Consider the following 22,071-nt stretch of genomic DNA (forward strand, 5'->3'; position numbering starts at 1 on the left):
AGTGGGCCTAAGCTTTGTTGTATCGTTTGTTGAAGAGACAAAAAGACCGCCGGGTGGCGGTCTTTTGCTGTGATTAAGCGAGTATGCTCTTACTTAATTACGCTGTTTGAGCTTGTGCAGCCGTTTCGTGACGGGCTTTAACAACCAAGGCGTAACCGATAAGGGCAATAAAGCCAGTGATGAACATTGCAGTTGTCACTGTCATCAGGCCGTGTACCGCAAATGCTGATACCAAGCCACTTGCCGCGAAACACACCATGGTTTGTAGGAAGTTCAATAGGCCTGCTGCTGTCGCGCTGCAGTTTTTGAAGTCTTCCAATGCTTTGCTGATGATAATTGGGTAGATAGCACCGTTAGCCACAGCCAAGAAGCAGAATGGGATCAGGATCGGCCAGATTGTCTTTGGTTCAGTCTGGATGGAAATCATGAACATTACGGCAACGCTGGCAAAGAATAGCTTCAGGATCCATGGTAGAAGCTTTTGGCTGTCATATTTGTTTAGTAGCGTACGGCAACCGTAACCACCAACAATGAACGCAACAGTTTGTGGTGCGTAGCTCAGGCCGATATCTGCACCTGAGTAGCCCATTGCTGCCATCACAAATGGTGAGCCAGTTAGGTATGCGAAGAAAGCTGCAGAACAGGCGGCAAAAATAATCATGTTACCCATGAATTTTTTTGAACCTAGGATTTGCTTGTAGTCACGGCGTAGCTGGACACTTAGCTTATCTTGTTTTTTCTCTAAATTAGCACTTTCAGGTTCTTTGAGTGTCATAACAGCCAAAATAACACCAAAAGCAACCAAGGCAATAAAGATGCTACGCCAGCCGAATTGATGCTCAAGCATCGCACCAGCTAGAGGCGCAAGTGCTGGAGATAGGGCTACAAGAGGCATGATCGTTGCGAAAACACGCTCAGAGACTTTGCCTTCATAGCGATCGACAACCACAGCCTGCCAAATAACAGTTGCACTACATGCACCTAGTGCTTGTAGGAAACGTGCAAACAGCATGATTTCTACATTAGGGGCAAATGAACAAAGTACCGATGCAGCACTGAAAAGTACCATACCGCCTAGCAGTACTTTGATTCGGCCAACGCGGTCAGAAAGGGGGCCGTAGACAAGTTGGCCTAGAGCCATGCCTAACAGGAAAATACTTAGCGTTAAACCAATAAGCGATTGTGAAGTATTAAAGTCTTCACGAATAATTTCAAAAGCTGGAAGGTACATATCAGTAGCAAGGAAACCTAGCATACTTAGACATGCGAACCAGATAATGGTGAGTTTTGATGGTTGATTAGTCATGATAAATGATTCATTACAGTTTTTACTTTGGAAGCAAGTCTATACATGGTTGGGAAAGCTGTGAAATGGTAAAATTTCAAAGTTGCTTTCAAATAATTTGATTTGAAAAACTGAAGATGGTACCAGTGGCACCACGCATACGATTTCGTCATCATTTCACCAACAAATTGGGGGGAGAATAACCGGTTTTCTGGTGATGAGGTAAGGCGAACTTTTGGGTGCAACCAGTAAATAATTTGAAAAAATGTGCGCTGGATCTAGCTGTTTGATGCATTGGCGCATGAGGAAGTACGAAATGTTTTCATACAACGACTTGCAAGTTATCGATGTGGTCGCCCGGCGGGGTAGTTTTTCGGCCGCTGCCGAGGAGCTGCACAAAGTGCCTAGCGCGATCAGTTATACCGTGAGGACAATTGAAGAGCGACTGGCTGTTGAGTTGTTTGTCAGGCTGCACCGTCAGGTCGAATTGACGCCTGCTGGCGAATTTTTTGTTGAAGAAGCCAGGCACCTGCTCAAGCAGATGGAGCAACTGAGACTACAGACGCAGCGGGTGGCTAATGGGTGGTCACAAAGTGTCTCGGTTGCTTTGGATACGGTTGTCCGAGAAAGCAGGGTGAATACGCTTGTGAGGGATTTCTATCGCCAGTTCCCCGATATGGAATTACACCTGACCATGGAAGTGTTCAATGGCGTATGGGATGCCTTGGCTGATGGACGGGCGGATATAGCCATCGGTGCAACCGCTGCTGTACCAGTGAGTGGCCATTTTGACTACCGTGATATGGGAGTGCTAGCTTGGCGGTTTGTTGTTAGCCCAGATCACCCGCTGGCGGCGGCGGAGCACCCATTGGAGGCGGCAGAGTTGGCCCAATATCCGGCAATTTGTCTTGAAGATACCTCAAGGGTACTGCCAAAGCGCATCACCTGGCTGATGGATAACCAACGTCGGATCATGGTCCCTAACTGGCACAGTGCGATATCGTGTTTGAAGTCAGGACTGGGGATCTCCGTTGTGCCGGAGCATATGGCCTTGGCGAAAATTGCCAGCGGTGAGCTGGTGGAGAAGTCGTTGGCAGTGAGCCCGCCAGTGAGCCCTTGCTGTTTGGCCTGGAATAAAGAAAGCCAGAACCCGGCGATTGGTTGGCTATTGGGTTATCTGGGGGACAGTGAGCAGCTGCATCGGGAGTGGATGCGCTGAAAATATACCCAAGGCGGTTTGCTTGGGTATAAAGCGGTTATTCAGCAGCAGTGTTGTTGTCTGGCTGGGTAACCGTCTCAGTTACGTCGCTTGCCTGACCTTCAGATTGCTGGGCTTCGGCTTCCATTTTCGCGCGTTCTGCTTTTGAGATGTAGCGTGGTTTGTTGCTACGGTGCAGCTTGGCATTTTGTTTTTTGATTTTAGATTTTTGAGTCTGGATAACTTTCTTTTTGCGGTTCATTGTATTTACCAATGCGAAATGGGCTGGCAATTCTATGGGGAAATGAGCGTGAAGGGAAGGGAGAGATGAGAGTGGCAAGGTCATTATGCCTTGCCACTATCGATCGAGCGTTGTTGTTTGGCCTGAAAAGGGTTGGTTCAGGCTTCTTTGAGGGTAGTGTAACCGGCCCAAATGCGTGTTGCGGTGGTGATCCAGCATAGCGATCCAAAGCACCAGGCAATGACGGCGAAGTGTTGAGGCAGTAAGCAGAACAACACAAAACAGACAATGGTTTCAGTGCCTTCGGTCAGGCCGCCGATGTAATAGAGCGATTTTTGCTTATAGACAGGGCTTTCGATATTGCGCTTGCCGGCCATGATGGCAAAACTCAGGAAACTGGATCCTGTACCGATAAACGAAAAGATCAGAAAAGCGCCAGCCACTGCATTGCTGTCAGGGTTGGCGAGGACGAACCCAAACGGCACCAGGGAATAAAAGAGAAAATCGAGGGTGATGTCGAGAAAGCCACCGCAATCTGTGATCCCCTGCCGCCGGGCAATAGCCCCATCCAGTCCATCGAAAATACGGTTAGCGACAATAAAGCCCAGTGCGAGTAAGTAATGCTCGAAAATCAGAGCGGGCAGGGCACATAACCCGATTAGAAAACCGAAGACTGTTACTTGGTTAGCGCTGACCCCTAGTTTGTCGGGTATCGCTGAGATGAGGGTTAACGGTTTACGGATCAGAGCGATGGCGTAGCGGTCTAGCATAAGTGATTTTCCTGAGAGGTGTTGGTCCAAGGCCAATGCATTACGATTCCGTCTGCTGGAATATCATCATGGTCATGGGTCACCATGATCGCGGGGATCTGGCGCTGCTTGATTTGATCAAAGACCCAGCTGCGGAATTCATGTCGAAGTTCTTTGTCCAGTTTGCTGAATGGTTCATCAAGCAAAACAGCTCTGGGCTCGGATAATAGCATGCGCATCAAGCTAATTCTTGCCCGCTGCCCTCCTGATATCTCGTTGGGCATATGATGGGCAAGCATTGCCAGATTTATCTGCTCTAATGTTTGTTGGGCGATAGCAACACGTTCGGATTTGCCATAACGACGCGGGAGCCCAAACATGAGGTTTTCCAGTACATCAAGGTGGGGAAAGAGCAGGTCATCTTGGAATAATAACCCAATATGCCTTCGGTCAGGCGGCAGGTTAAGCACGCTAGAATTATCCATTTGTACATCACCTTGCAAGGTAAATGTCGCGGCAAGATGGCCTGCAATAGCACTGAGAAGGGTTGATTTCCCGCATCCGCTAGGCCCCATCAGGGTGACGATCTCTCCGGGATTGACCGTAAAACTGACGGGAGCGATAAGCGTCTCTTGCTTGTTAAAGACGGTGAGATTGGTCACAGACAGAGTCATCCGTGTTTGTACTCCTGTTGAGGCTTGATTGCCTTAGATTGCATTCGGTTAGAGCGATCATGGCGGCGATAGTGGTTAAGCATAATGACACCCGCAAAGAACAGCAGTGGCAGGAGTCCCTGCAGCAAACCATAGATCGCCATCACCCTGCGATCCTGCCCGCTGCTCAGGGCGATAGCTTCGGTAGTCAGTGTGCTGATCCTACCGGCACCAAGGAGCTGCGTTGGCAGATATTGGGCAAGGCTGACGCTGAGCCCGACGGCGACGGCGAAAAATATCGCGGGCTGTACCAGAGGACGTTTTACCTTCCACCACGTTTGCCAGCCGTTCAGGCCAAGGCTCCTGCTGCACTGATCGAGCCTGATATCGTAACTACGCCATGCTCCATCCAATGCGAGATAGACATAGGGGAACACAAATAGCAGGTGGCCCCAGACGACCCAGATAAGATAGTGCTGTCCCGGTACAAGGTAAGTCAGTATCTGAATCCCAAATAGCAGCGATAGCTGCGGAATAATCAGGGGTAGGCCGATGAGCCATGTCGGCAACCCTCGCAAATAGCGCTGACGGTATTCCAAACATGCAATGGCCATGATCAAGGCGGCAAGGCAGGAGAGGATGGCGATACCAAGGCTTGTCGCCAGTAACTCAGTAATAGTATCGAGCTCTTGATGCCAAAAGCGCCCGCTGTATCGGCTAGGGAGCAAATCCGGGAAACGCCACCTCTGTGCGAATGACCATAGTACAAGAATAGGGAGTACCAGTGCTGGGATCAGTGCGAAAGGCAGGTAGATCCCGCGCCATGTTGTTAGACGTAGCTGGCGGGTTGTGTGGGGCTTGGGGCCTGAGGTTTGCCAGTTACGACAACGCCTGAGCCCAAGCCACTCCATCAGCCCAAGTGTACCGAGTCCAAGAGCTGTTACGGCCAGCATTAGGATCGCACCGGCTGCCGCCCGTGGTACCAGAGTCAAATCAGGCTCGTTAAACCATTGCCAAACGACCAGTGACAGTGTTGTTGGTCTTGTTGGTCCCAGAATCATGGCAACATCCACGACGGATAAGCCATACGCGGCGATCGCAAAAATCGACAGGCGCATTTTCGGCAGCCATTGTGGCAGAACCACTTTGTACCAGCATTGGGAGCGGGTGTATCCCAATGCCGATGAGACAGCGAGCAGACGCTGGATATTAAGTTGCTGCAAAACCGAAACGCTCATAATGAGCAAGAATGGCGTTTCTTTGATCGCCAACGCCAGCAGCAATCCTAATCCATGAGGATCTTGAATTAAACCGGTTGAATCCGTGCTGTTCACGCCGAATAGATCTCCAACTCGATAGAACCAGCCTGTTGGAGACATTAACAGGGCAAACCCGATAGCAAAGGCCACATGCGGCATTGCCAGCATTGGTGAGAGGAGTTTTTCTACACGGTTCCAGCGCGCTGTTTCCCAATAAGTGGCGAGGATCCAATAGCTAAACATGATGGCCAGCAAGGTGCTGCCCAAGCCGGTAAACAAAGTTAACCCAATGGATTCAGCCAAGTTCGGCCAATGAATCAGCAGTTCAAAAGCAGAGGGCGAAAACTGGTTATATCCCAATGCCGGGAGCCATGAAAAGGCGGGGAGGATAATTCCCAGCAGACCCGGCACCAAGGGGGAAAAGCAGATCAATAATGTGGTAAAAAATAAGAATCGGATCATTAGGGTCGTTCGGATAGGGAGGTATACCTCCCTATCTTTGATTATTGGTTGCCGTAACGTTTTTGCCATTCAAGCTCTATGGCGGTAAGCCAGCTAGGATGGGGTTCCGGTATGGATTTATACAGCGTGAATTCGGCACCGCCATTTTTCGCTAAAACTTCTTTCTTGAGCACTGAAGGATCTCCCCAGATCGCGGCATCAGCTTTTCGTACTTGAGCCTCAGGGCTCATCAAAAAGTTAATGGCAACCAGAGCGCCGGCCTTGGCCTGAGCGTTCCAAGGAATAGCGAGAAAATGGATATTGGACAGTGCCCCTTGCTCAAAGGCATAGGTGTGGGCAGATTCGGTCAGGTTACCATTTTCAATTGCAGCGCTAGCGGCATTGGGATTGAAGGTGATGGCCAGCAATAGTTGTTGGTCGTCCAGAAGCTGAACGGTTTCGCTAGTTCCAGACGGGAACTTGCCCCCTTTCTGCCAAGCTACAGGGTGCAGGGCGTCAAGATACTGCCAAAGTGGAGCAGTTGTTTGTTCAAACCGTTCCTTTTCGGATTTTATATCAATGGCGTGGTACAGGGTATCCGGATTGGCGGCCAGTTCGATGAGGGCAGCTTTCAGAAAGCTGCTGCCATGAAACTCTGGTGGCTGCGGGTAACTGATTTTTCCCGGATGCGATTTGGCGACATCTAGCAGCTGGGCAAAGCTCGTAGGTGGATTGCGCAGTGTTTGGGTATCATGAATGAACACTAGCTGACCAACCCCCCACGGCGCTTCAAGTCCATCGGTCGATTCCGTAAAGTCTTTGTCGATGGGTAACCGGGTATCGACATACTGCCAGTTAGGGAGGCGCTGGGTAAATGGCCCAAACAATAGTTTACCCTGCTTCATGGAGCGGAAGTTTTCACCGTTGATCCACACGAGATCGACACTGCCGCCACTATTCTTTCCGGCGCTCTTTTCCGCAAGCAAGCGCTGTGTCGTTTCGGCGATATCGGCAACTTTGACATGCTTGAGGGTGACGCCATACTGAGCCTGCAGTTGGCGGCCAGCCCAACGCAAATAGTCATTGATTTCCTGGCTGCCGCCCCACGCATTGAAATAGACGGTTTGTCCCTCGGCTTGTTGAAGAACGCCAGGCCAATCAAGGGGAATGTCATTGGTTGCCTCGGGTTTGGCGTTGGCTGCCGATATACCGGCAGCCATCATCATCGCTAATCCTAACAGGTGTTTTTTCATTGTCGCTCCCTATTTTTCGGTAACAGTCGGTTCGGCTTTTTGAACAGTACGTTGCATTGCTGGTGGTTCGACAATGTTGGTTTCAGTTGCTTCCGTGCTGTCACCGGGTTTCGGTTCTTGTTGGGGATGTGATGGGCCGCGCATCCAGCGATGATATTTTTCTACCCATGCCAATAGTCCCTGCGGTGCATTGTCCTTTTTCCAAACGCCAGCGGTGTATTTGGCCGCTTCGCTCATCGTTGGATAGGGGTGTACGGTACCGAGGATTTTGTTGAGCCCTAAGCCATGACGCATTGCCAAGGTGAATTCGGCTAGTAGTTCTCCGGCGTTATGGCCGACTATGGTCGCCCCAAGAATTTTATCCTTGCCTTTGGCGGTGATGACTTTGATAAACCCATGGTCCTCACCATCGGTAATTGCCCGGTCGAGATCATCAATACCGTAGGTAACAATATCAAAATCAATGCCTTGTTGCTTGGCTTCTTTCTCATTGAGGCCCACCCTTGCAACTTCCGGCGATGTGTAGGTCGCGGCAGGCAAGACGGAATAGTCAGCCTTGAATTTCTTGAATTGGCCAAACAGGCCATTGACGGCGGCATACCATGCCTGATGGGCGGCAGCATGGGTCAGCTGGAACGGACCTGCAACATCACCGACGGCATAAATATTGGGATAGCAGGTTTGAAGATAGTCATTGACTTCCACCGTACCTCGCTTGGTTGTGGTAATGCCCAGATCCTCAAGGCCGAACCCCTGAACATTGGCAACACGGCCAAGGGCCAACATAACGGCATCAAACTCGATAACAGACTGGGTACCATCGGCCGTTTCGAGAACAGCGCGAGCCGAATTCACTGAAGAGCCGTCAGAAGGCTCAAAGCGAACAGCCTTGTGCCCGATTTTCACAGATACGCCGTCGGCAACGAGGCTCTGTTGAACAAGCGTGGCTGCATCGCTATCTTCACGGATGAGGAGCTGTTCTGCCATTTCGACCAATGTAACTTCGCTGCCTAGGCGCTGGAAGCTTTGCGCCAGCTCACAGCCAATGGGTCCACCACCTAGTACCAGCAGGCGCTTGGGCTGTTGGTCGAGTTGCCAGATCGTATCGGATGTCAGGTAATGGACTTTGTCCAGACCGGGGATTGCCGGCACGAGAGGGCGGGCCCCCGTTGCAATGACGATATTGCGGGTGGTGATTCGCTCGCCATTCACTTCAATTTCCCACGGTGAGAGGATTGTTGCCTCGCCTTGGATACAATTGACGCCCAAGTTTGTGTAGCGCTCGATACTGTCATGAGGCTCGATTTTGGCGATAACCTGATGGATTCGCCCCATTACCTGCTTAAAATCAACGCTGGCTTTACCAGTATGGATACCGAACTCCTTGGCTCGGGTGATTTCAGCCATCGTATGGGCTGCTCGGATAATGGCTTTTGATGGGACGCAGCCCGTGTTGAGGCAGTCTCCTCCCATTTTGTGGCGTTCAATCAGGGTGACTTTGGCTTTGACCGCAGCGGCAATGTAGGCACTCACCAAGCCACCGGCTCCCGCGCCGATCACCACCATGTTCTGGTCAAAGTGGCTTGGCTTTTCCCATTGGGCGTAAAGGCGGCGTTTGTTGGCGATCCCCATTCCTGCCTTGGCCAATAATGGGAACAGGCCCAGTAATGCCAGTGAGATTAATACCGGCGCAGAGATGATTCCGCTCAGAGATTCAATCTGACCGAGCTGGGTTCCTGCGTTGATATAGACAGCCGTACCGGCCAGCATGCCAACTTGGCTGACCACAAAGAAAATACGGGTGCTGATAGGCGTTAACCCCATCAGAAGATTGACAAGGAAAAACGGGAAAATGGGTATCAGGCGCAGGGTGAAGAGATAAAAAGCACCATCTTTCTTGACGCCGTTGTTGATTGCGGACAGTCGTTGCCCGAATTTAGCCTGAACCCAGTCACGTAGGATGAAACGGCTGAACAGAAAAGCAAGGGTTGCGCCGATGGTACTGGCGAAAGACACCAGTAGCAGGCTCCACCAGAATCCAAATAAGGCGGCACCAAGGAGTGTCATAATCGCTGCGCCGGGCAAGGATAGGGCTGTGACAGCGACGTATACGGCAAAATACACCAGACTCGCGGTGATGGGGTTACTGGTAATCGTATCTTGCAGGGCGATCTGCTGTGCCTTGGCATTTTCCAGAGTGAAATAGGCCCCTAAATCAAACCCAATCCATAATCCGATTAGTGCGACAACGATTCCGGTTATTAGCAGTTTTTTTCTGTCCATATTGAGTGCTCCCGTTATTGGCCCTGCGGAGTGTCTGTCTTGTTGGTTGTGTCGCTATCTTGCTGCTGAGGCTGAATCGGTAAACTGCAAAACCCCTGCTCAGGTACATCAAGGGCGGTATTGAACTTGGCCGATAGGTTCTGAAAAGCAACCAAGGCGGTCAGTTCAACGATAGCATCTTCGTCATACCATTGGCTGAGGGTCGATAGCATATCGTCAGTAACTTTCTGGCCTGTGATCGTCATCGCTTCTACGTAGTGCAACACGGCAATTTCTTCTGCATTGAATAGGTTGCTGTGCTGCCAATTAGCCAGTGCTTTGATTTTTTCGACTGAATCACAGCGTTCAGCCAGCTTCATGCCATTGGCGTCAACACAGAAGGCGCAATCGTTGAGTTGCGAGACGCGGACACAGATCAGCGAACGGATCACTGGTGCGAGGGGGGATGATGAGCGGTCAAGAAAGCCGAAAAAACCTGCGACTAGCCAGAATAAGGTTGGGCGACGCCCCCACAACTTGGCGGGATTGAGTACATTGCCGTAGTGTCGCTTCTGAAGCCACAGTAGGGGCCGGACAAAAATAGAATAACGACGTTTGGATGGGATGCGCACATTAACCTCTCTGAATGTCTATGGTTTGCAAGAAAAAACTGCAAGCCTGTCATTATCACCGATATGCTGGTGCATTTGTGAGACTAGACCTTACCAAGAGGCGGATTATTTCAGTTTAATTGAAAAAAGTGCTTTAAATTCTTTTAGTTGATGCTTATTTGTACAGTTCTGGGTTGGTTATTGGTAACCATATGTTTTGGCACGGCCTCTGCAATCAGCAAATAGCCGCAAACAGCGATGGGCACGAAAGCCAACAGCATGGTTTTACCGATATGGTAGTTTCGATACCAGTACTTCCTCGCTCGTATGCGCAGCAAGATGCCCCACAGTAGAAGGGAACTGTTACTGAGCAGGGTCCAGGTAACCGTATCTCTAAGAGCTGTGATCGACGTGTAATCCTGCTGTACGAGGAAGAGGGTTAGCATTGGGGGGAAAAGACTGATCAGGACCAGCCAGCGCATTAGGCGTGGCCATTTACCAAACGTATCCTTGAACACACGTTCATTTTGTCCCGGGAATGGTTTGGAATAACTCATACTACCTCCACGATTCAGTTGTGTTCATTCTAACCTTGGCCTGAACGAAAGAAAGTATGGAGCAAGATCAGCGAGTAGCTTTGTGAGGAGATTCAATATTTGACGGAGTCTGACAAAAATTTGTCATATCAATGTTGATCTTGTTCTGATTTACTTGTCATGCTGGCAAAAAGGCGAGGTGTGGCGGTTGGTGTGTTCTGCTTCTCTTGAGACTTTGTCTAATGTCCTCGTTCTCACGCTGTTGTTTATATTTTTATGCCACTGAGTTTAGTGAACCTGTGTTAGGGCTTTTATTACGGTGTCTTATTGCGCATGAGTGCATATATTTAATATATAGGTCAGCGACCAGCCTAATTATTACTGGATTATAAATAAATGGCAGGGTTAATTCATTAAGGGAATTTATAATTAATGGAATATAAATAAATCTTAATTATTATTAACGGGCTTAATGGTTTTATTAATGGGAATAAATAAAAAAAGAGACCCGAAGGTCTCTTTCTAAATTCTGTTTATTAATACCTAAATTAGTTTAGGTCATTCAAAAGTTGTTGACGGCGTTCTGGTGGAATAACTGTCCAGTGTCTGCCGCTGATTGCGCCTTCTAGTTGCCATAGCATATCGATGGCTAGGCTGCCGCTGTGTGTGGCTTGTAGGGCTTTAAACGCATTGATTGAGCCAGCATTTTTTAGCTCTTCAATGGTAGCGATGCCTGCTTTCTTCAGCATACGCTCGTTGGCTAGGCGCAGGTTTGGTAGATCTTTGATGCGCTCAGGGCCTGTGGTTGTCTTGGTGACTTTATCAACTTGAGCTGCCTCAAGTGATTGTTTTGCATGCTCTAGAATTTTTTCTGGTTGCTGCCACCATTCTTCAGGAATGGCATAGTGCTTGGTAACAACAGGAAAGCCACGCTTTTTATAAATATATGGTTCTAAGCCTGCGTCTTTGAATCCAGTTTCATTAGAAGCATTAGCACGCAGGTGAAGTTTATTATTTACGACTAGCGCGAACATCGTTTCGCCGGAAAAAATACCATAACCACCAAACATAGAACGTGATTTGATATTACCAAAACATTGGAATAGTCGTAATGAGTCTTTAAGTACTGGTTTGTCCATGTGTCTTCTCTGTAAATAAGTTAGAAGTCACCAAACAACAGAGCGTGGAGAAAGAATAGCAAAGATACACAACAGGTTATGTCAGACAATAACGAATATTTTCTGAAATGATGATTGCTATATCCATCGGCAACCCCGCTACCTTAAGTTGAATAAAAAATAGGTATATATTCAGCTCTTAGGCCGGAAGCTTTGCGTCCCTACCTTTCGATAGGTTTGCCTTGTTCGTGACCTGGTAAGAATATCATTAGTTGATAAATTTGAACTTGCTCCCAATTTTGGTTTTGTGACTCTTGTCACATATTTTCATTCAGATGGCTGATAAAGGCAACGCATTTTTGATTTTCGTTCGATAAGTATCGGTCAAAATTGTAAAAAAAGCCGGCCTATGGTAGGCCAGCTTCTTGTATTGTCATCAGATTGTGTGACGTGTAATTAGTTGAGTTTCTTCACTGATTTTCGCTCAACCAGTTCAGGAGTCATCTCGAACACTTGGTGTGCATGTTCTTTGTCTTTTACGCGATGCATCAAAATCTCAACAGCACTTTTGCCCAATCGACGCTTTGGCTGGTGGATTGTGGTCAATGGTGGTGAAAAGTAAGGTGCTAGATCGATATTGTCGTAACCAATGATAGAGATATCATCCGGTATACGGATTCCTGCTTGTTGGAAGGTACTGATCAGACCCATCGCCATGATGTCGTTGAAACAGAAGATAGCAGTTGGACGTTCTTCCATTGCGATTAAGGCATTTGCTGCGACAACGGCAGATTCACACTCGAAGTCGCCTTCCAGAATCCAATCTTCGTTGACAGGCAAATTCGCTTCGTTCATTGCCTTGCGGAAACCTTTAAGGCGATCGCGGCAAGCAGCCTTTTCGCTGTGGCCTGTCAGGCAACCAATTTTCTTGTGACCATGCTCAATGAAGTATTTAGTCGCTACATAGCCACCAAGTTCTGCATTGTCTTGGATCTTATCTGTATGTGGGCTCTCTGGACCCCAGTCCATGATAACCATTGGTAGATCTTTTTGGCGCTCTAACAGTGCAAGCAGTTTTTCGTCCAGATCAGAACACATGACCAACAGGCCATCTACGCGTTTTTCAGCCAGCATTCGCAGATAGTCGCGCTGCTTGTCGAGGTTTCCTTCGGTATTACAAAGGATAAGTGTGTAACCCTGACCATAGCAGTACTCTTCAACGCCGTGGACAACTTCAGCGAAGAATGGGTTGGTTGACTTGGTTACCAGCATACCGATAGTGCGAGTTGTGTTGCACTTCAAGCTTCGCGCAACGGCACTCGGTGCATAGTTAAGCTCGTCAACGGCTTCCAAGACTTTTTTCTGTGTTGCTTCTGCGACGAAGCGAGTTTTGTTGATTACGTGAGAGACGGTGGTTGTTGAAACACCAGCCAAACGCGCAACATCTTTAATCGTTGCCATAGTTATTCTTCTAATAAGATAGAGGTCAGAGGACCTAACTGAAAGCTTTACCCAAAAGAGTAGTGAACTTATCCACATCTGCTGTAATTACAGTTCACTATTCTATTGAGTACAGCGAGTAGAAACAGCTAAAGCCGCATCACAAAGGGCGGCATAGCTCGTCGTTCTGATCGACGTATAGAATAGCGTAACAAGCAACGCACTGTTAGTTTGCACCGTGTAATCGCTTGCGTTCACATTTTACCGAGTGTGGATAAGAGTGCAATAATTCTTATCGAAGAAATGAAAAAATCTTGATGGCGGTCATCATTTCTATCCGTGAGGCTTATGATATTACAATGGGATAGCCATAAACAGGATGGGGCATGACCGATACCCGCCAACCATAGACACGTTCAATATTGCTACTGGTTAGGACTTGATCAGCGTTTCCATCTGCTTGGATACGACCGTGGTTCATAATCACCAATCGATCGGCATACTGTGAGGCCAAATTTAGGTCATGAATGACCACAACAACGGCAGCGCCAGATTTGGCCATGTCTTTGGCTACCTGCAAAGTATTGTGCTGGTGGGCAAGATCAAGCGCCGATGTCGGTTCGTCAAGCATCAGTATACATTGATTGCCAGCTTCGCTGAGCTGGGTTAATACCCGAGCAAAATGCACGCGCTGTTTTTCCCCGCCTGAAAGGCTAGGGTAAAGTCGGTGGGCAAGGTGGTTGACATCGACCCGTGTCATGGATGCTTCTGCAACGGCCTGGCATTTTGTATTGGGCAGATCAAGTGGCATACCGCCGAGCTGGACGACCTCCTGTGCGGAAAAGGCAAAAGTCAGGCCGCTGTGTTGTGGCAATACGCCAAGATGCCTAGCCAGTGTTTTGGGTGACCATTGCTCACGTAGATGATCGAAGTAGTACGTTTTGCCGTCTGCCTCTATTTCCCCGCAAAGCACTTTTAGCAAGGAGCTTTTCCCCGCACCGTTAGGCCCGAGCAGGGCGGTTAGCTCACCGCTTCGTAGCTGAATGGAAAAGTTCTCCAGCAGCGTTTTCCCGCCAAGTGATAGGTTTAAGTTACGGGCATCTATCGCAATTGGGAGATGGGGCGATGGGGTCGTCATGACATTCTCCCTTTTTGTTGAGTTAGCAAGATAATAAAGAACGGAGCCCCCAGAATAGCGGTGATGATGCCGACGGGTAGCTCTGCGGGAGCGGCAGCTATACGTGCAAGCATATCGGCAACCAGCAGGATTAATGCCCCGATGAGCGCTGATAGTGGGAGCAGCGTTTTATGGTTGGGGCCAGCCAGTATTCGCCCAATATGGGGGACGATAAGGCCGACAAAGCCAATAACCCCTGTCAGAGAGACGGCAATACCGACACCTGCCGCACACAGAAGAATCAAGCGACGTTTTAGCTGTTGCACATTAATGCCGAGGTGTTTGGCTTCTGCTTCACCTAGCAATAGGGCGTTGATGCCATTCGCATCGCGGTAAAATAACGTCAGAAGTGTGGTAAGAGTGGCAAAAGCCAGGCCGATCCCCGGCCATGTTGCACCGGCCAGCGAGCCCATACTCCATAAAGAGAGATCGCGCAGAGCCTGATCATCGGCAAAGTAGTTCATCAACCCCAGTGCGGCACCTGAAAGCGCACCGATGGCCACACCTGCAAGTAGCATGACAGTAACGGATGTTCCATTTTTATCTGTGCCTAATTGATAGACGAGATAGGTGCTTACCGCGCCGCCTATGAAGGCGAAAACAGGAACCGTTCCCAGTGTAAGCAGCAGAGGGTATGAGGCGACAAGGGGAGCAAAAACGACGATGGCAATTGCGGCACCAAGGCTGGCTCCCCCCGAAACCCCGATTATGCCAGGGTCAGCCAGCGGATTACGAAAAAGCCCCTGCATCACGGCGCCGCATAACGCCAAAATCGCGCCAATAGCTATTCCCAAGAGGGTCCTTGGCAAGCGGATTTGATGAATAACAATGTCAATGTGCGCGGGCAGGTTGGTATCCCACGGGGCGAGAGCCTTGACGCTATCGGAAAAGGATATCGCCATCGGGCCGACCACCATTGAGGTGATGATGGCAAGCGCGAGTAAACAAAGGCCGGAAGGAAAGAGAATGCCGGTCGATAGTCGTTTTAAATGCATAGTAAGTACTGCTGGCCTATGCCAAGGTGATAATTAGTTAGGGTAAAAAACGCGGTTAAGACGTTCAGCTTCGCTAAGGCTCTTGAGACCAAGACCGCCAATTAAAGCGGTACCATCAATGGTTGCCAGCGCCTTGTTTTGGCCCGCAGGGGTAGCCGCAAGCAGAGGCATTTTTTTAATCAACTCATCTACTGAACCGAGGCTGTGCATGGTGCGCGAACTAAGCAAAATAATGTCCGGCTGCATTTCAACAATCGCTTCCATCGAGATAGGTTTGTAGGCGCTGACCGAATCAGCAGCCGGGTTTATTGCTCCAGCCAATGTAATAACGGTGTCTGCTGTGGTGTTTCTGCCGGCTACGTTAGCGGGGCGACCATCATGGATCATCAAGAACAGTACCTTTTTCGGTTGATGCTGGCCTGACAGGTTTTTCTCTATGGCCGCGACTGTTTTTGAGACTTTGCTCTTGAGTGCCAAGGCTTCGTTGTTTTTGCCCGTCACGGCACCAACTTGGTCGATGCGTGTCATTAGGTCATCGACGGTTTCTCCAGCATTGACGACATCGACGTCGATGCCAGCTTGTTTGATCAAATCGAGTGTTGATGACGGACCCATTTCGTTGGAGCCGAGCAAAAGAGTGGGCTCAAGGGCAATTAAATTCTCGGCAGATAGTTGGCGGTGGTAGCCCAGTACAGCAATGTTGTCATCGATGAGGCCTTTGCTGGTGATATCGACCGCAACAAGTTGGTTTTGCGCCTGCATGGCATAGATGAGCTCGGTAATAGCAGCGCCGGCACTGATAATACGCTCTGAAGCCAGGCTTGACTGTGATACGACAAGAAGGGTGGCTGCGAGTGCGAAACGCTTCATGATTTGTCCTTTTCCATTAAAAGTTGGGTAGCTTTGATCTGGTTCTGTTGAAGAAATGCCAGCAATTTCAGCATATTTTCTACTGATCCTGTTTTATCGGCCCCAATGACAATGGGTTTGTCCGGGTTGGCTCGTGCTTCTGTCAGTAGTTGTTCCTTGAACGATGACCAGTCATCAATAGGCTTGCCTTGCAGCGCCCAATAAGGGGCATTGGCGGTGATGTTGATTGTGATTGGATCCGATTGGGTTGATTGCAATATTTCGGTTTCTGTCTGCGGCAAATCGACTTCTAGAGATTGCAACTTGACGCTTGCTGTTAGCAGCAAGAAAACCATCACGATAAAAATAATATCGAGAAGGGGGGTCAAGTCAGGTTTGAGCTCATCATCAATGATGACGCTCTGGTGTGTCTTAATCATCGTGACGCCTCGACAGTCTCTGATGTGAGGGGGGATGCTGCTGATTTGCAAGACGGCTCTAGCGATAGTCCTTCAAGCCATAAATTGCAGTGATTGAGGCTATGCTCCAATTTGCCAGTTATCTTATCTGCCCACAGCCCCAAGAGCTGCGCCCCGGTGATCGCCGGTAAGGCAATCAGCAGGCCTGCGGCCGTTGTACGCATGGCAAGACCGAGTCCGTCAGCAAGGTCATTGGGGGTTACCGAACCGCTGCTCATAGCGATGCCTTTGAACATATCGATAAGACCCAGAACGGTGCCGAGCAAACCAAGCAAGGGACTGATCACGCCAATAAGCGCCAATAGCTTTAGCCCAGAACGAAGCTGGCTTCGTTTTTGTTGAAGCCAAATACCCGCCGCATCTTCGCGTAACGTCTTGGCGAAGTGGCGATGGGCGATGAGCATTGCCACCCCCTTGTAGAGCAGTGGGCGCTGACCTTGAAGTTGGTTGACGAGGTTGTCGAGTGTTGACTCGTCATTGCGGTTTTGCGCGGCGAGCAGGGCGTTGATTTTGCTGCGGCCAACTCCGGTACAGAGCAATACCTGTATCAAGCGTTCAAGAAGGATCATCACGGTCAGAGCTGAACATGCCAGAAGTGGCCAGGTCATAAGGCCGAGCTGGTTCTCTAAATTGGTTAGGGTTTCCATGGTTAATTTAACTCAAAGCGAACAGGGATTTGGACGCGGTGGGCAATGGCTTGCCCATCGACGATATGTGATGAAAAACGCCAGCGTTTAATCGCCTTTATAGCGGCGTCATCAAGAATGTTGGCACCGGATGACTGAACGAGAGTTTGTTTGATTTGCTTCCCCGTTTCATCTATCCAAACCTCAACCATTACCATCCCCTCGATCCCCCGTCGTTTGGCCATTTTGGGATAGCTGACCGGACTAGGGCGGGTGGCAAAGGTAGGCTTGCTAACAAGCTGAGGATTATTGTTGACGCCAGATGACGCCTCTGCGGTTTGGGCTGGAACCGAAGGTGCCTCGATGTGTTTTTCTGATTGTTTTTTAGGCTCTACCGTTTTTTTGTGAACAACGGGTTTTGGCTGTTTATCGACCGGTTTGACTTTTTTCTCAACCGGCTTTGGAGGGCGTGGTTTGGCCTTAGGTGTCTTTGGCGCTTCTACCTGTTTTTTCTTAACAAGTTTCTTGCGTTCAGTCGGTGCCTCTTTTTCAGGAACCTGCTGGGGCTGCGTGTCAGGTTCAACCTGAGCTGTCGGCTTTGGTTGCGGGCTTGGTACAGCAACAAGGTTTAGCGAAACCTTGTTGGCTTCTGTGCCGATAGGCATAGCAAGGGCCATTGTATTAGGGACAACGGATAATAAAACACCATGAAAGGCGACCGAAATGGCGCCGGCTATGACATATCTTTTTGTATTCACGCTCGCATCCAGCTTGCAAATTTTTGCGTTTAACTTATTGCTACATTGAGGAAAATGGTTGTTGAGTTCCGTGTCATCAACGTAGCTGAACCCAGAATTGGGCTTATTATCCACGAAATGAAAATAATATCAATTATCATTTGCAATAGTGTTCTCGGGTATTTATGATGTGCCGCAAATAAGAGTGATTATCATCTGTTGCGTGGCGTAACGGACGGTAATGCTTAAAAGCAATAAATTAAAATGTAACGTCACTGCCGTGCTCAACACGGAATAGGGCCGAGTATTCAAGCACCTTTTTGGTTGAGATTAGATACTGGCCTTGAAGTAAGCATCAACTGGCGAATGCCGACTGGAGGGCTGGGACAACCAGTTCAAGGAACCCGTGGAACAATATCTCGTATCACTACAGGAGACGATGCCTGAGGCATTGCTCACCGAAGCCGTAACTGGCATCCATTCACCCGATCCCCTTCGCTTTGCGTTCAGCAACAAACGTTCAGCCCATGCTGGCGGTATGAGTGCAATGGTTTCCCCTGATGAGCGTCAGCCCTTGGCGTGTCAGGTGTTGTCATCAGAAAAAGCACCTGAAAAAGAGCGCTGTCTGTATATCCATATTCCTTTTTGCAGGGTGAGATGTACCTATTGCAACTTTTTCCAGTACGCCTCGAGCCAAAAACTGATCGATGAATATTTTGCTGCACTAGAAGTTGAAATTCAGCGCAAGGCCGCCATGCCATGGAGCCAGTCTGCGCCATTCAGGGCGGTATATGTTGGTGGCGGGACCCCAACAGACCTAACGGCAGAGCAGGTTGAGAAGCTTGGCAACTTGATCCGGTCGCATTTCCCATTGACGACAGATTGCGAAATTACCCTTGAGGGGCGGATTAATCGCTTTGACGACCGTATGTTTGAATCGGCCCTTGCGGGTGGGTTCAACCGCTTCTCTTTTGGCGTGCAGAGTTTTGATACTCAGGTACGGCGTAAAGCTAAGCGCTTGGACGATCGCGAAGATGTGCTATCGCGTATCCAGTCGCTAAGTGCTACGAATGCCGCACCGATAGTTATCGATTTGCTGTTTGGTCTTCCGTATCAGAATTTGACGGTATGGCAGCAAGATCTTGACGACTTCCTAAGCAGCGGCGCTCATGGGGTTGACCTCTATCAGCTGATTGAAATGGGGGGAACGCCGATGCAGGGGTTGGTTGAGAAAGGTAAATTGCCATTGCCAGCCGAGACACCTGTTAAAGCCTCGATGTTTGAATACGGGGTGGCTTTTATGGACCGCCATCACCTGCGCCGCCTTAGCGTTAACCATTGGGCCCGGGACAATCGGGAGCGAAGTATTTACAACAGTTTGGCGAAAACATCAACCGAAGTATTGCCGCTAGGAGCTGGTGCTGGCGGTAATGTAGGCGGTTACGGATTTATGCAGCATCGGACGCTGGATGCTTATATTGCGGCAATAAAGTCCAACGAGCTACCCATTGCCATGATGACGAAATCAGCGCCACAGGCAGAGCTGTTTGCCGAGATCAAGGCGAGCTTTGATCGTGGCTTCCTCTCGGCTGAACACCTCAAGGCGCGCTTTGGCAAAGATATTTATGCGTATTGCCAGCCGCTGTTCAAGGCATGGCAGCAAAATGGTCTAGTGGTTTTTGATCAGGAGTACCTGTCTTTGACACTGGCTGGGAGTTTTTGGGCGGTTAATCTGGCGCAGGCTATGATCCAAGTGTTGCAGCCTGTAACGGCAGCTCAGCATGCCGCATAGTTTTTTGTCTTGGTTTTTTCCTAGGGCAAGTTGAATCATTGAAGTACCTGGAGTGTGACTGTGTTTGAGACGATTTCACAAGAAGTATTAAAACAAAAGGTTGCGGCAAAGCTGGCGGAGTATCCGGGTTTGCATGCTGTTGCTTTGGCGGAAGAATATGGTGTTACTGAGGGCGAGATAGTACTGTCGTTTCCGGCCGAGCTCGTAGAACATCTGGAGGGAGCTCATGCTCAGGCCATCTTGCAAGAGCTGCCAAGCTGGGGGCCTGTAACCACGATCGTTCATTCAATGGGGTCTATTTTTGAAGTAAAAGCGCCATTCCCCAAAGGAAAAGAAGCCCGTGGTTATTACAACCTCATGGGGAGGGACGGTGAACTGCATGGGCACCTTCGCCTCGATCTGGTGTCTGATATTACGCTTGTCAGCAAACCGTTCATGGGACAAGAAAGCTATTTTATCGGTTTCTTTGCCAAGGGCGGTGACTGCGTGTTCAAGGTCTATTTAGGGCGCGACAAGCAGCGTAAGCTATTCCCTGATCAAATCGAAAAATTTAAGCAGCTTAAGACTGTATTTTCGAAATAAAAAAATAAATATTGGAGTAAAGTCAACATGAATTCAGTAAAGCAAGAGCGCCTGCAGAGCCGTTTGGGGCCTGAGATTGCCGAGTTTCGTCAAGCCTGCCAGACATTACAGTTAGCCACGGTTGACGGTGAGGGCAAGCCGAACGTGAGCTATGCGCCTTTTGCTCTGTTAGAGGATGGCTACTATGTGCTGATCAGCCAGATTGCCAAGCACGCCCGTAATTTGCTCGATAATCCGCAAGTCTCTTTGATGATGATAGAAGATGAGTCGGCCTCGAAAACAATCTATGCACGAAAGCGTCTGACTTTCGAAGCGAATGTTGCCGTTGTCGAGCGCGGCTCGGATAAATGGCTTGCCGCGATTGCTGAATTGAAGATGCGATTTGGCGAGATTGTGGACGGACTGAGCGGATTGGAAGACTTTGTTCTTTTCCGGTTGGAACCGACTCAAGGATTGTTCGTGAAAGGGTTCGGTCAGGCGTTTCAAGTCGGTGGTGACGATCTGGTTGATTTTGTCCACTTGCAAGAGGGGCACCGCCGTATCAAAGATGGCAGTGAAGTGACAACGCCAAGCGAAGAACTTTGATTTGCCTCTAGATCCTCAAGTGATCTGGAGTAATTGTAAACAACCAGCCCAAGCCTTGTGCTTGGGCTGTCGTCGTTATAGGGGATTATAACGGTGAATTACGGATTGCCTTGATCGTGATCATCGTCTCTTTTTACGGAGCTTGAAGGTCGTGAAATCCGTGTGATAATTAAGGCATTACTCCAAGATATAAGGCACAGCTATGTCGACTAATAATAAACAGGGTGTTCGCTTTGCTTACATTGCCAGCGCACTAACGCCGGTAACTCTTTTGCTCTCAGGTATTGTGGCCGTGATTTATTCAGCGTACCAGCTTAACAAAGGTACTGACGAGGTAAGTTACACGCATTACTACACTATTATCCGCACGTTCTTTTTGTTCTTCACCTTCTTTGTCGTGCTGGGTGTAACGGCTGCAACCATGACCGGTATGGTTGCGGGTGCAGAGTACTGGGTACATAGCAGCGTATGGGATACCCTCCTTAAAGGTATTCCTGTTGTGGGTGTCGTTATCGCCTGTCTGGCGATTGTGAAGTGGGTTATCCAGCATATCCGAGGTATGCGCCTGCTGAGCCAAAACAAGCCGATTGCCCTGTAAGTCAGGTTATTGAGAAAAAGCCCGGATTATTATCCGGGCTTTTTTGTGCCTGTCGTTTGCCTCTGTAGTTATTGTCTGTGCCTATCGTTTGTATTGGGGCAAGGGGAAGCGACCTGCCAGGGGCTGGGCTATCTTTAAGGTTGAGGCTTTGGCCTTGACGTACGAGGAGGGGTTATGAGTCACGATACAGATTGTAAACGGGAAGAGACTAAACAACCGATGAGTATGCACGAGGGGATAGCCCCGTGGTGCGATTGCTGCATTTGTGAGGCCGAACCTTATTGGGCAGAGGTCGCAGAACAAATGGGGATAAGCCTGTCAGACCGACTAGAAGAATAAATACTATTAATTGTCATCATTGCCGCTATTTATTTTTATCTTTAAAATAATTAACACTAAACACGGTGTTAATTATTTGTTTTGATCCGTAATTATTACGGTTCTCTAAATAATATAAGAGTTATTTGTCATTTTGCATTAATGTGTGAGTTCTATAAGTTTATTATTAGGCGCTGCAATCTGCTTTTATTTAAATAGGGTGATGCTGATCATAATTCATTGAAAATTATGGTCATGAAAAACATTTAGTATTGGGAAGTGTGACT

The 22,071-nt window shown here is 48.9% G+C and carries 23 protein-coding genes and 1 riboswitch; of the genes, 6 read left to right on the forward strand and 17 right to left on the reverse strand.

Going from position 1 to position 22,071, the window contains the following annotated elements; genetic code table 11:
• Positions 1-97 precede the first annotated feature (97 nt).
• Positions 98-1,306: a purine nucleoside transporter PunC gene (punC, locus tag ABT56_RS05815; protein ID WP_047877928.1), complete on the reverse strand. Its 1,209-nt coding sequence runs from the start codon at positions 1,304-1,306 to the stop codon at positions 98-100.
• Between the two features lie 295 nt (positions 1,307-1,601).
• Here punC and punR point away from each other — a divergent pair, with 295 nt between their 5' ends.
• The gene (punR, locus tag ABT56_RS05820; RefSeq protein WP_047877929.1) at positions 1,602-2,504 is read left to right on the forward strand and encodes a DNA-binding transcriptional activator PunR; all 903 of its coding nucleotides are present in this window, start codon (positions 1,602-1,604) and stop codon (positions 2,502-2,504) included.
• 37 nt (positions 2,505-2,541) lie between these two features.
• On the opposite strand, the gene ABT56_RS05825 is transcribed toward punR, so the two are convergent.
• The 16 genes from ABT56_RS05825 to ABT56_RS05900 form a co-directional block, all read right to left on the reverse strand.
• Complete coding sequence (locus ABT56_RS05825; protein WP_047877930.1) at positions 2,542-2,745, reverse strand: DUF2986 domain-containing protein; 204 nt, start codon at positions 2,743-2,745, stop codon at positions 2,542-2,544.
• Positions 2,746-2,882: 137 nt separating this feature from the next.
• Positions 2,883-3,494: a CDP-alcohol phosphatidyltransferase family protein gene (locus tag ABT56_RS05830; RefSeq protein ID WP_047877931.1), complete on the reverse strand. Its 612-nt coding sequence runs from the start codon at positions 3,492-3,494 to the stop codon at positions 2,883-2,885.
• On the reverse strand, positions 3,488-4,147 hold the full coding sequence (locus ABT56_RS05835; RefSeq protein WP_047877932.1) for an ATP-binding cassette domain-containing protein: 660 nt from the start codon (positions 4,145-4,147) through the stop codon (positions 3,488-3,490). Before ABT56_RS05835 ends, ABT56_RS05830 begins: the two co-directional genes overlap by 7 nt.
• Positions 4,144-5,916 carry an ABC transporter permease gene (locus ABT56_RS05840; protein WP_205626050.1) on the reverse strand — a complete coding sequence of 591 codons (1,773 nt, stop codon included), beginning with the start codon at positions 5,914-5,916 and terminating at the stop codon, positions 4,144-4,146. Before ABT56_RS05840 ends, ABT56_RS05835 begins: the two co-directional genes overlap by 4 nt.
• Complete coding sequence (locus ABT56_RS05845) at positions 5,889-7,079, reverse strand: ABC transporter substrate-binding protein (RefSeq protein WP_047877934.1); 1,191 nt, start codon at positions 7,077-7,079, stop codon at positions 5,889-5,891. Before ABT56_RS05845 ends, ABT56_RS05840 begins: the two co-directional genes overlap by 28 nt.
• A 9-nt stretch (positions 7,080-7,088) precedes the next feature.
• Positions 7,089-9,362 (reverse strand): dihydrolipoyl dehydrogenase, encoded by a 2,274-nt coding sequence (lpdA, locus tag ABT56_RS05850; protein WP_084722168.1) that lies wholly within the window; start codon positions 9,360-9,362, stop codon positions 7,089-7,091.
• Positions 9,363-9,376: 14 nt separating this feature from the next.
• Positions 9,377-9,973: a carboxymuconolactone decarboxylase family protein gene (locus ABT56_RS05855; protein ID WP_047877935.1), complete on the reverse strand. Its 597-nt coding sequence runs from the start codon at positions 9,971-9,973 to the stop codon at positions 9,377-9,379.
• A 143-nt stretch (positions 9,974-10,116) separates the two neighbouring features.
• Positions 10,117-10,509, reverse strand: coding sequence for a hypothetical protein (locus tag ABT56_RS05860; protein ID WP_053062383.1), 393 nt, complete (start codon positions 10,507-10,509; stop codon positions 10,117-10,119).
• 527 nt (positions 10,510-11,036) lie between these two features.
• Entirely contained in the window at positions 11,037-11,627 is a 591-nt protein-coding gene (locus ABT56_RS05865; protein WP_047877936.1) for a TfoX/Sxy family DNA transformation protein, read from the reverse strand.
• Between the two features lie 125 nt (positions 11,628-11,752).
• Positions 11,753-11,858, reverse strand: a riboswitch (cyclic di-GMP riboswitch).
• A 204-nt stretch (positions 11,859-12,062) separates the two neighbouring features.
• Complete coding sequence (gene purR, locus ABT56_RS05870; RefSeq protein ID WP_047877937.1) at positions 12,063-13,067, reverse strand: HTH-type transcriptional repressor PurR; 1,005 nt, start codon at positions 13,065-13,067, stop codon at positions 12,063-12,065.
• Positions 13,068-13,392: 325 nt separating this feature from the next.
• Entirely contained in the window at positions 13,393-14,184 is a 792-nt protein-coding gene (locus tag ABT56_RS05875; RefSeq protein ID WP_047877938.1) for a heme ABC transporter ATP-binding protein, read from the reverse strand.
• Positions 14,181-15,218, reverse strand: a complete 1,038-nt coding sequence (locus tag ABT56_RS05880; RefSeq protein ID WP_047877939.1) for a FecCD family ABC transporter permease — start codon at positions 15,216-15,218, stop codon at positions 14,181-14,183. The genes ABT56_RS05875 and ABT56_RS05880 overlap by 4 nt, the downstream gene beginning before the upstream one ends.
• A 33-nt stretch (positions 15,219-15,251) precedes the next feature.
• Complete coding sequence (locus ABT56_RS05885) at positions 15,252-16,088, reverse strand: heme/hemin ABC transporter substrate-binding protein (protein ID WP_047877940.1); 837 nt, start codon at positions 16,086-16,088, stop codon at positions 15,252-15,254.
• Positions 16,085-16,507, reverse strand: coding sequence for an ExbD/TolR family protein (locus tag ABT56_RS05890; protein WP_047877941.1), 423 nt, complete (start codon positions 16,505-16,507; stop codon positions 16,085-16,087). Before ABT56_RS05890 ends, ABT56_RS05885 begins: the two co-directional genes overlap by 4 nt.
• Entirely contained in the window at positions 16,504-17,193 is a 690-nt protein-coding gene (locus ABT56_RS05895) for a MotA/TolQ/ExbB proton channel family protein (RefSeq protein ID WP_047877942.1), read from the reverse strand. The genes ABT56_RS05890 and ABT56_RS05895 overlap by 4 nt, the downstream gene beginning before the upstream one ends.
• Before the next feature lie 2 nt (positions 17,194-17,195).
• A complete protein-coding gene (locus tag ABT56_RS05900; protein ID WP_047878149.1) occupies positions 17,196-17,930 on the reverse strand; it encodes an energy transducer TonB in 735 nt (244 codons plus the stop codon).
• Positions 17,931-18,348: 418 nt separating this feature from the next.
• Between ABT56_RS05900 and hutW the strand changes: the two genes are divergently transcribed.
• The 5 genes from hutW (at position 18,349) to ABT56_RS23855 (ending at position 21,805) form a co-directional block, all read left to right on the forward strand.
• Positions 18,349-19,701: a heme anaerobic degradation radical SAM methyltransferase ChuW/HutW gene (gene hutW, locus ABT56_RS05905; protein WP_047877943.1), complete on the forward strand. Its 1,353-nt coding sequence runs from the start codon at positions 18,349-18,351 to the stop codon at positions 19,699-19,701.
• Positions 19,702-19,761: 60 nt separating this feature from the next.
• Positions 19,762-20,283, forward strand: coding sequence for a heme utilization cystosolic carrier protein HutX (hutX, locus tag ABT56_RS05910; RefSeq protein WP_047877944.1), 522 nt, complete (start codon positions 19,762-19,764; stop codon positions 20,281-20,283).
• Positions 20,284-20,310: 27 nt separating this feature from the next.
• Entirely contained in the window at positions 20,311-20,868 is a 558-nt protein-coding gene (gene hutZ, locus ABT56_RS05915) for a heme utilization protein HutZ (RefSeq protein WP_047877945.1), read from the forward strand.
• A gap of 202 nt (positions 20,869-21,070) precedes the next feature.
• Positions 21,071-21,466 (forward strand): hypothetical protein, encoded by a 396-nt coding sequence (locus tag ABT56_RS05920; protein ID WP_047877946.1) that lies wholly within the window; start codon positions 21,071-21,073, stop codon positions 21,464-21,466.
• A 174-nt stretch (positions 21,467-21,640) separates the two neighbouring features.
• Positions 21,641-21,805 carry a hypothetical protein gene (locus tag ABT56_RS23855; RefSeq protein ID WP_157037784.1) on the forward strand — a complete coding sequence of 55 codons (165 nt, stop codon included), beginning with the start codon at positions 21,641-21,643 and terminating at the stop codon, positions 21,803-21,805.
• The last annotated feature ends 266 nt before the right edge of the window (positions 21,806-22,071 follow it).

It is taken from the genome of Photobacterium aquae (assembly GCF_001029445.1).
Lineage (GTDB): Bacteria > Pseudomonadota > Gammaproteobacteria > Enterobacterales > Vibrionaceae > Photobacterium > Photobacterium aquae.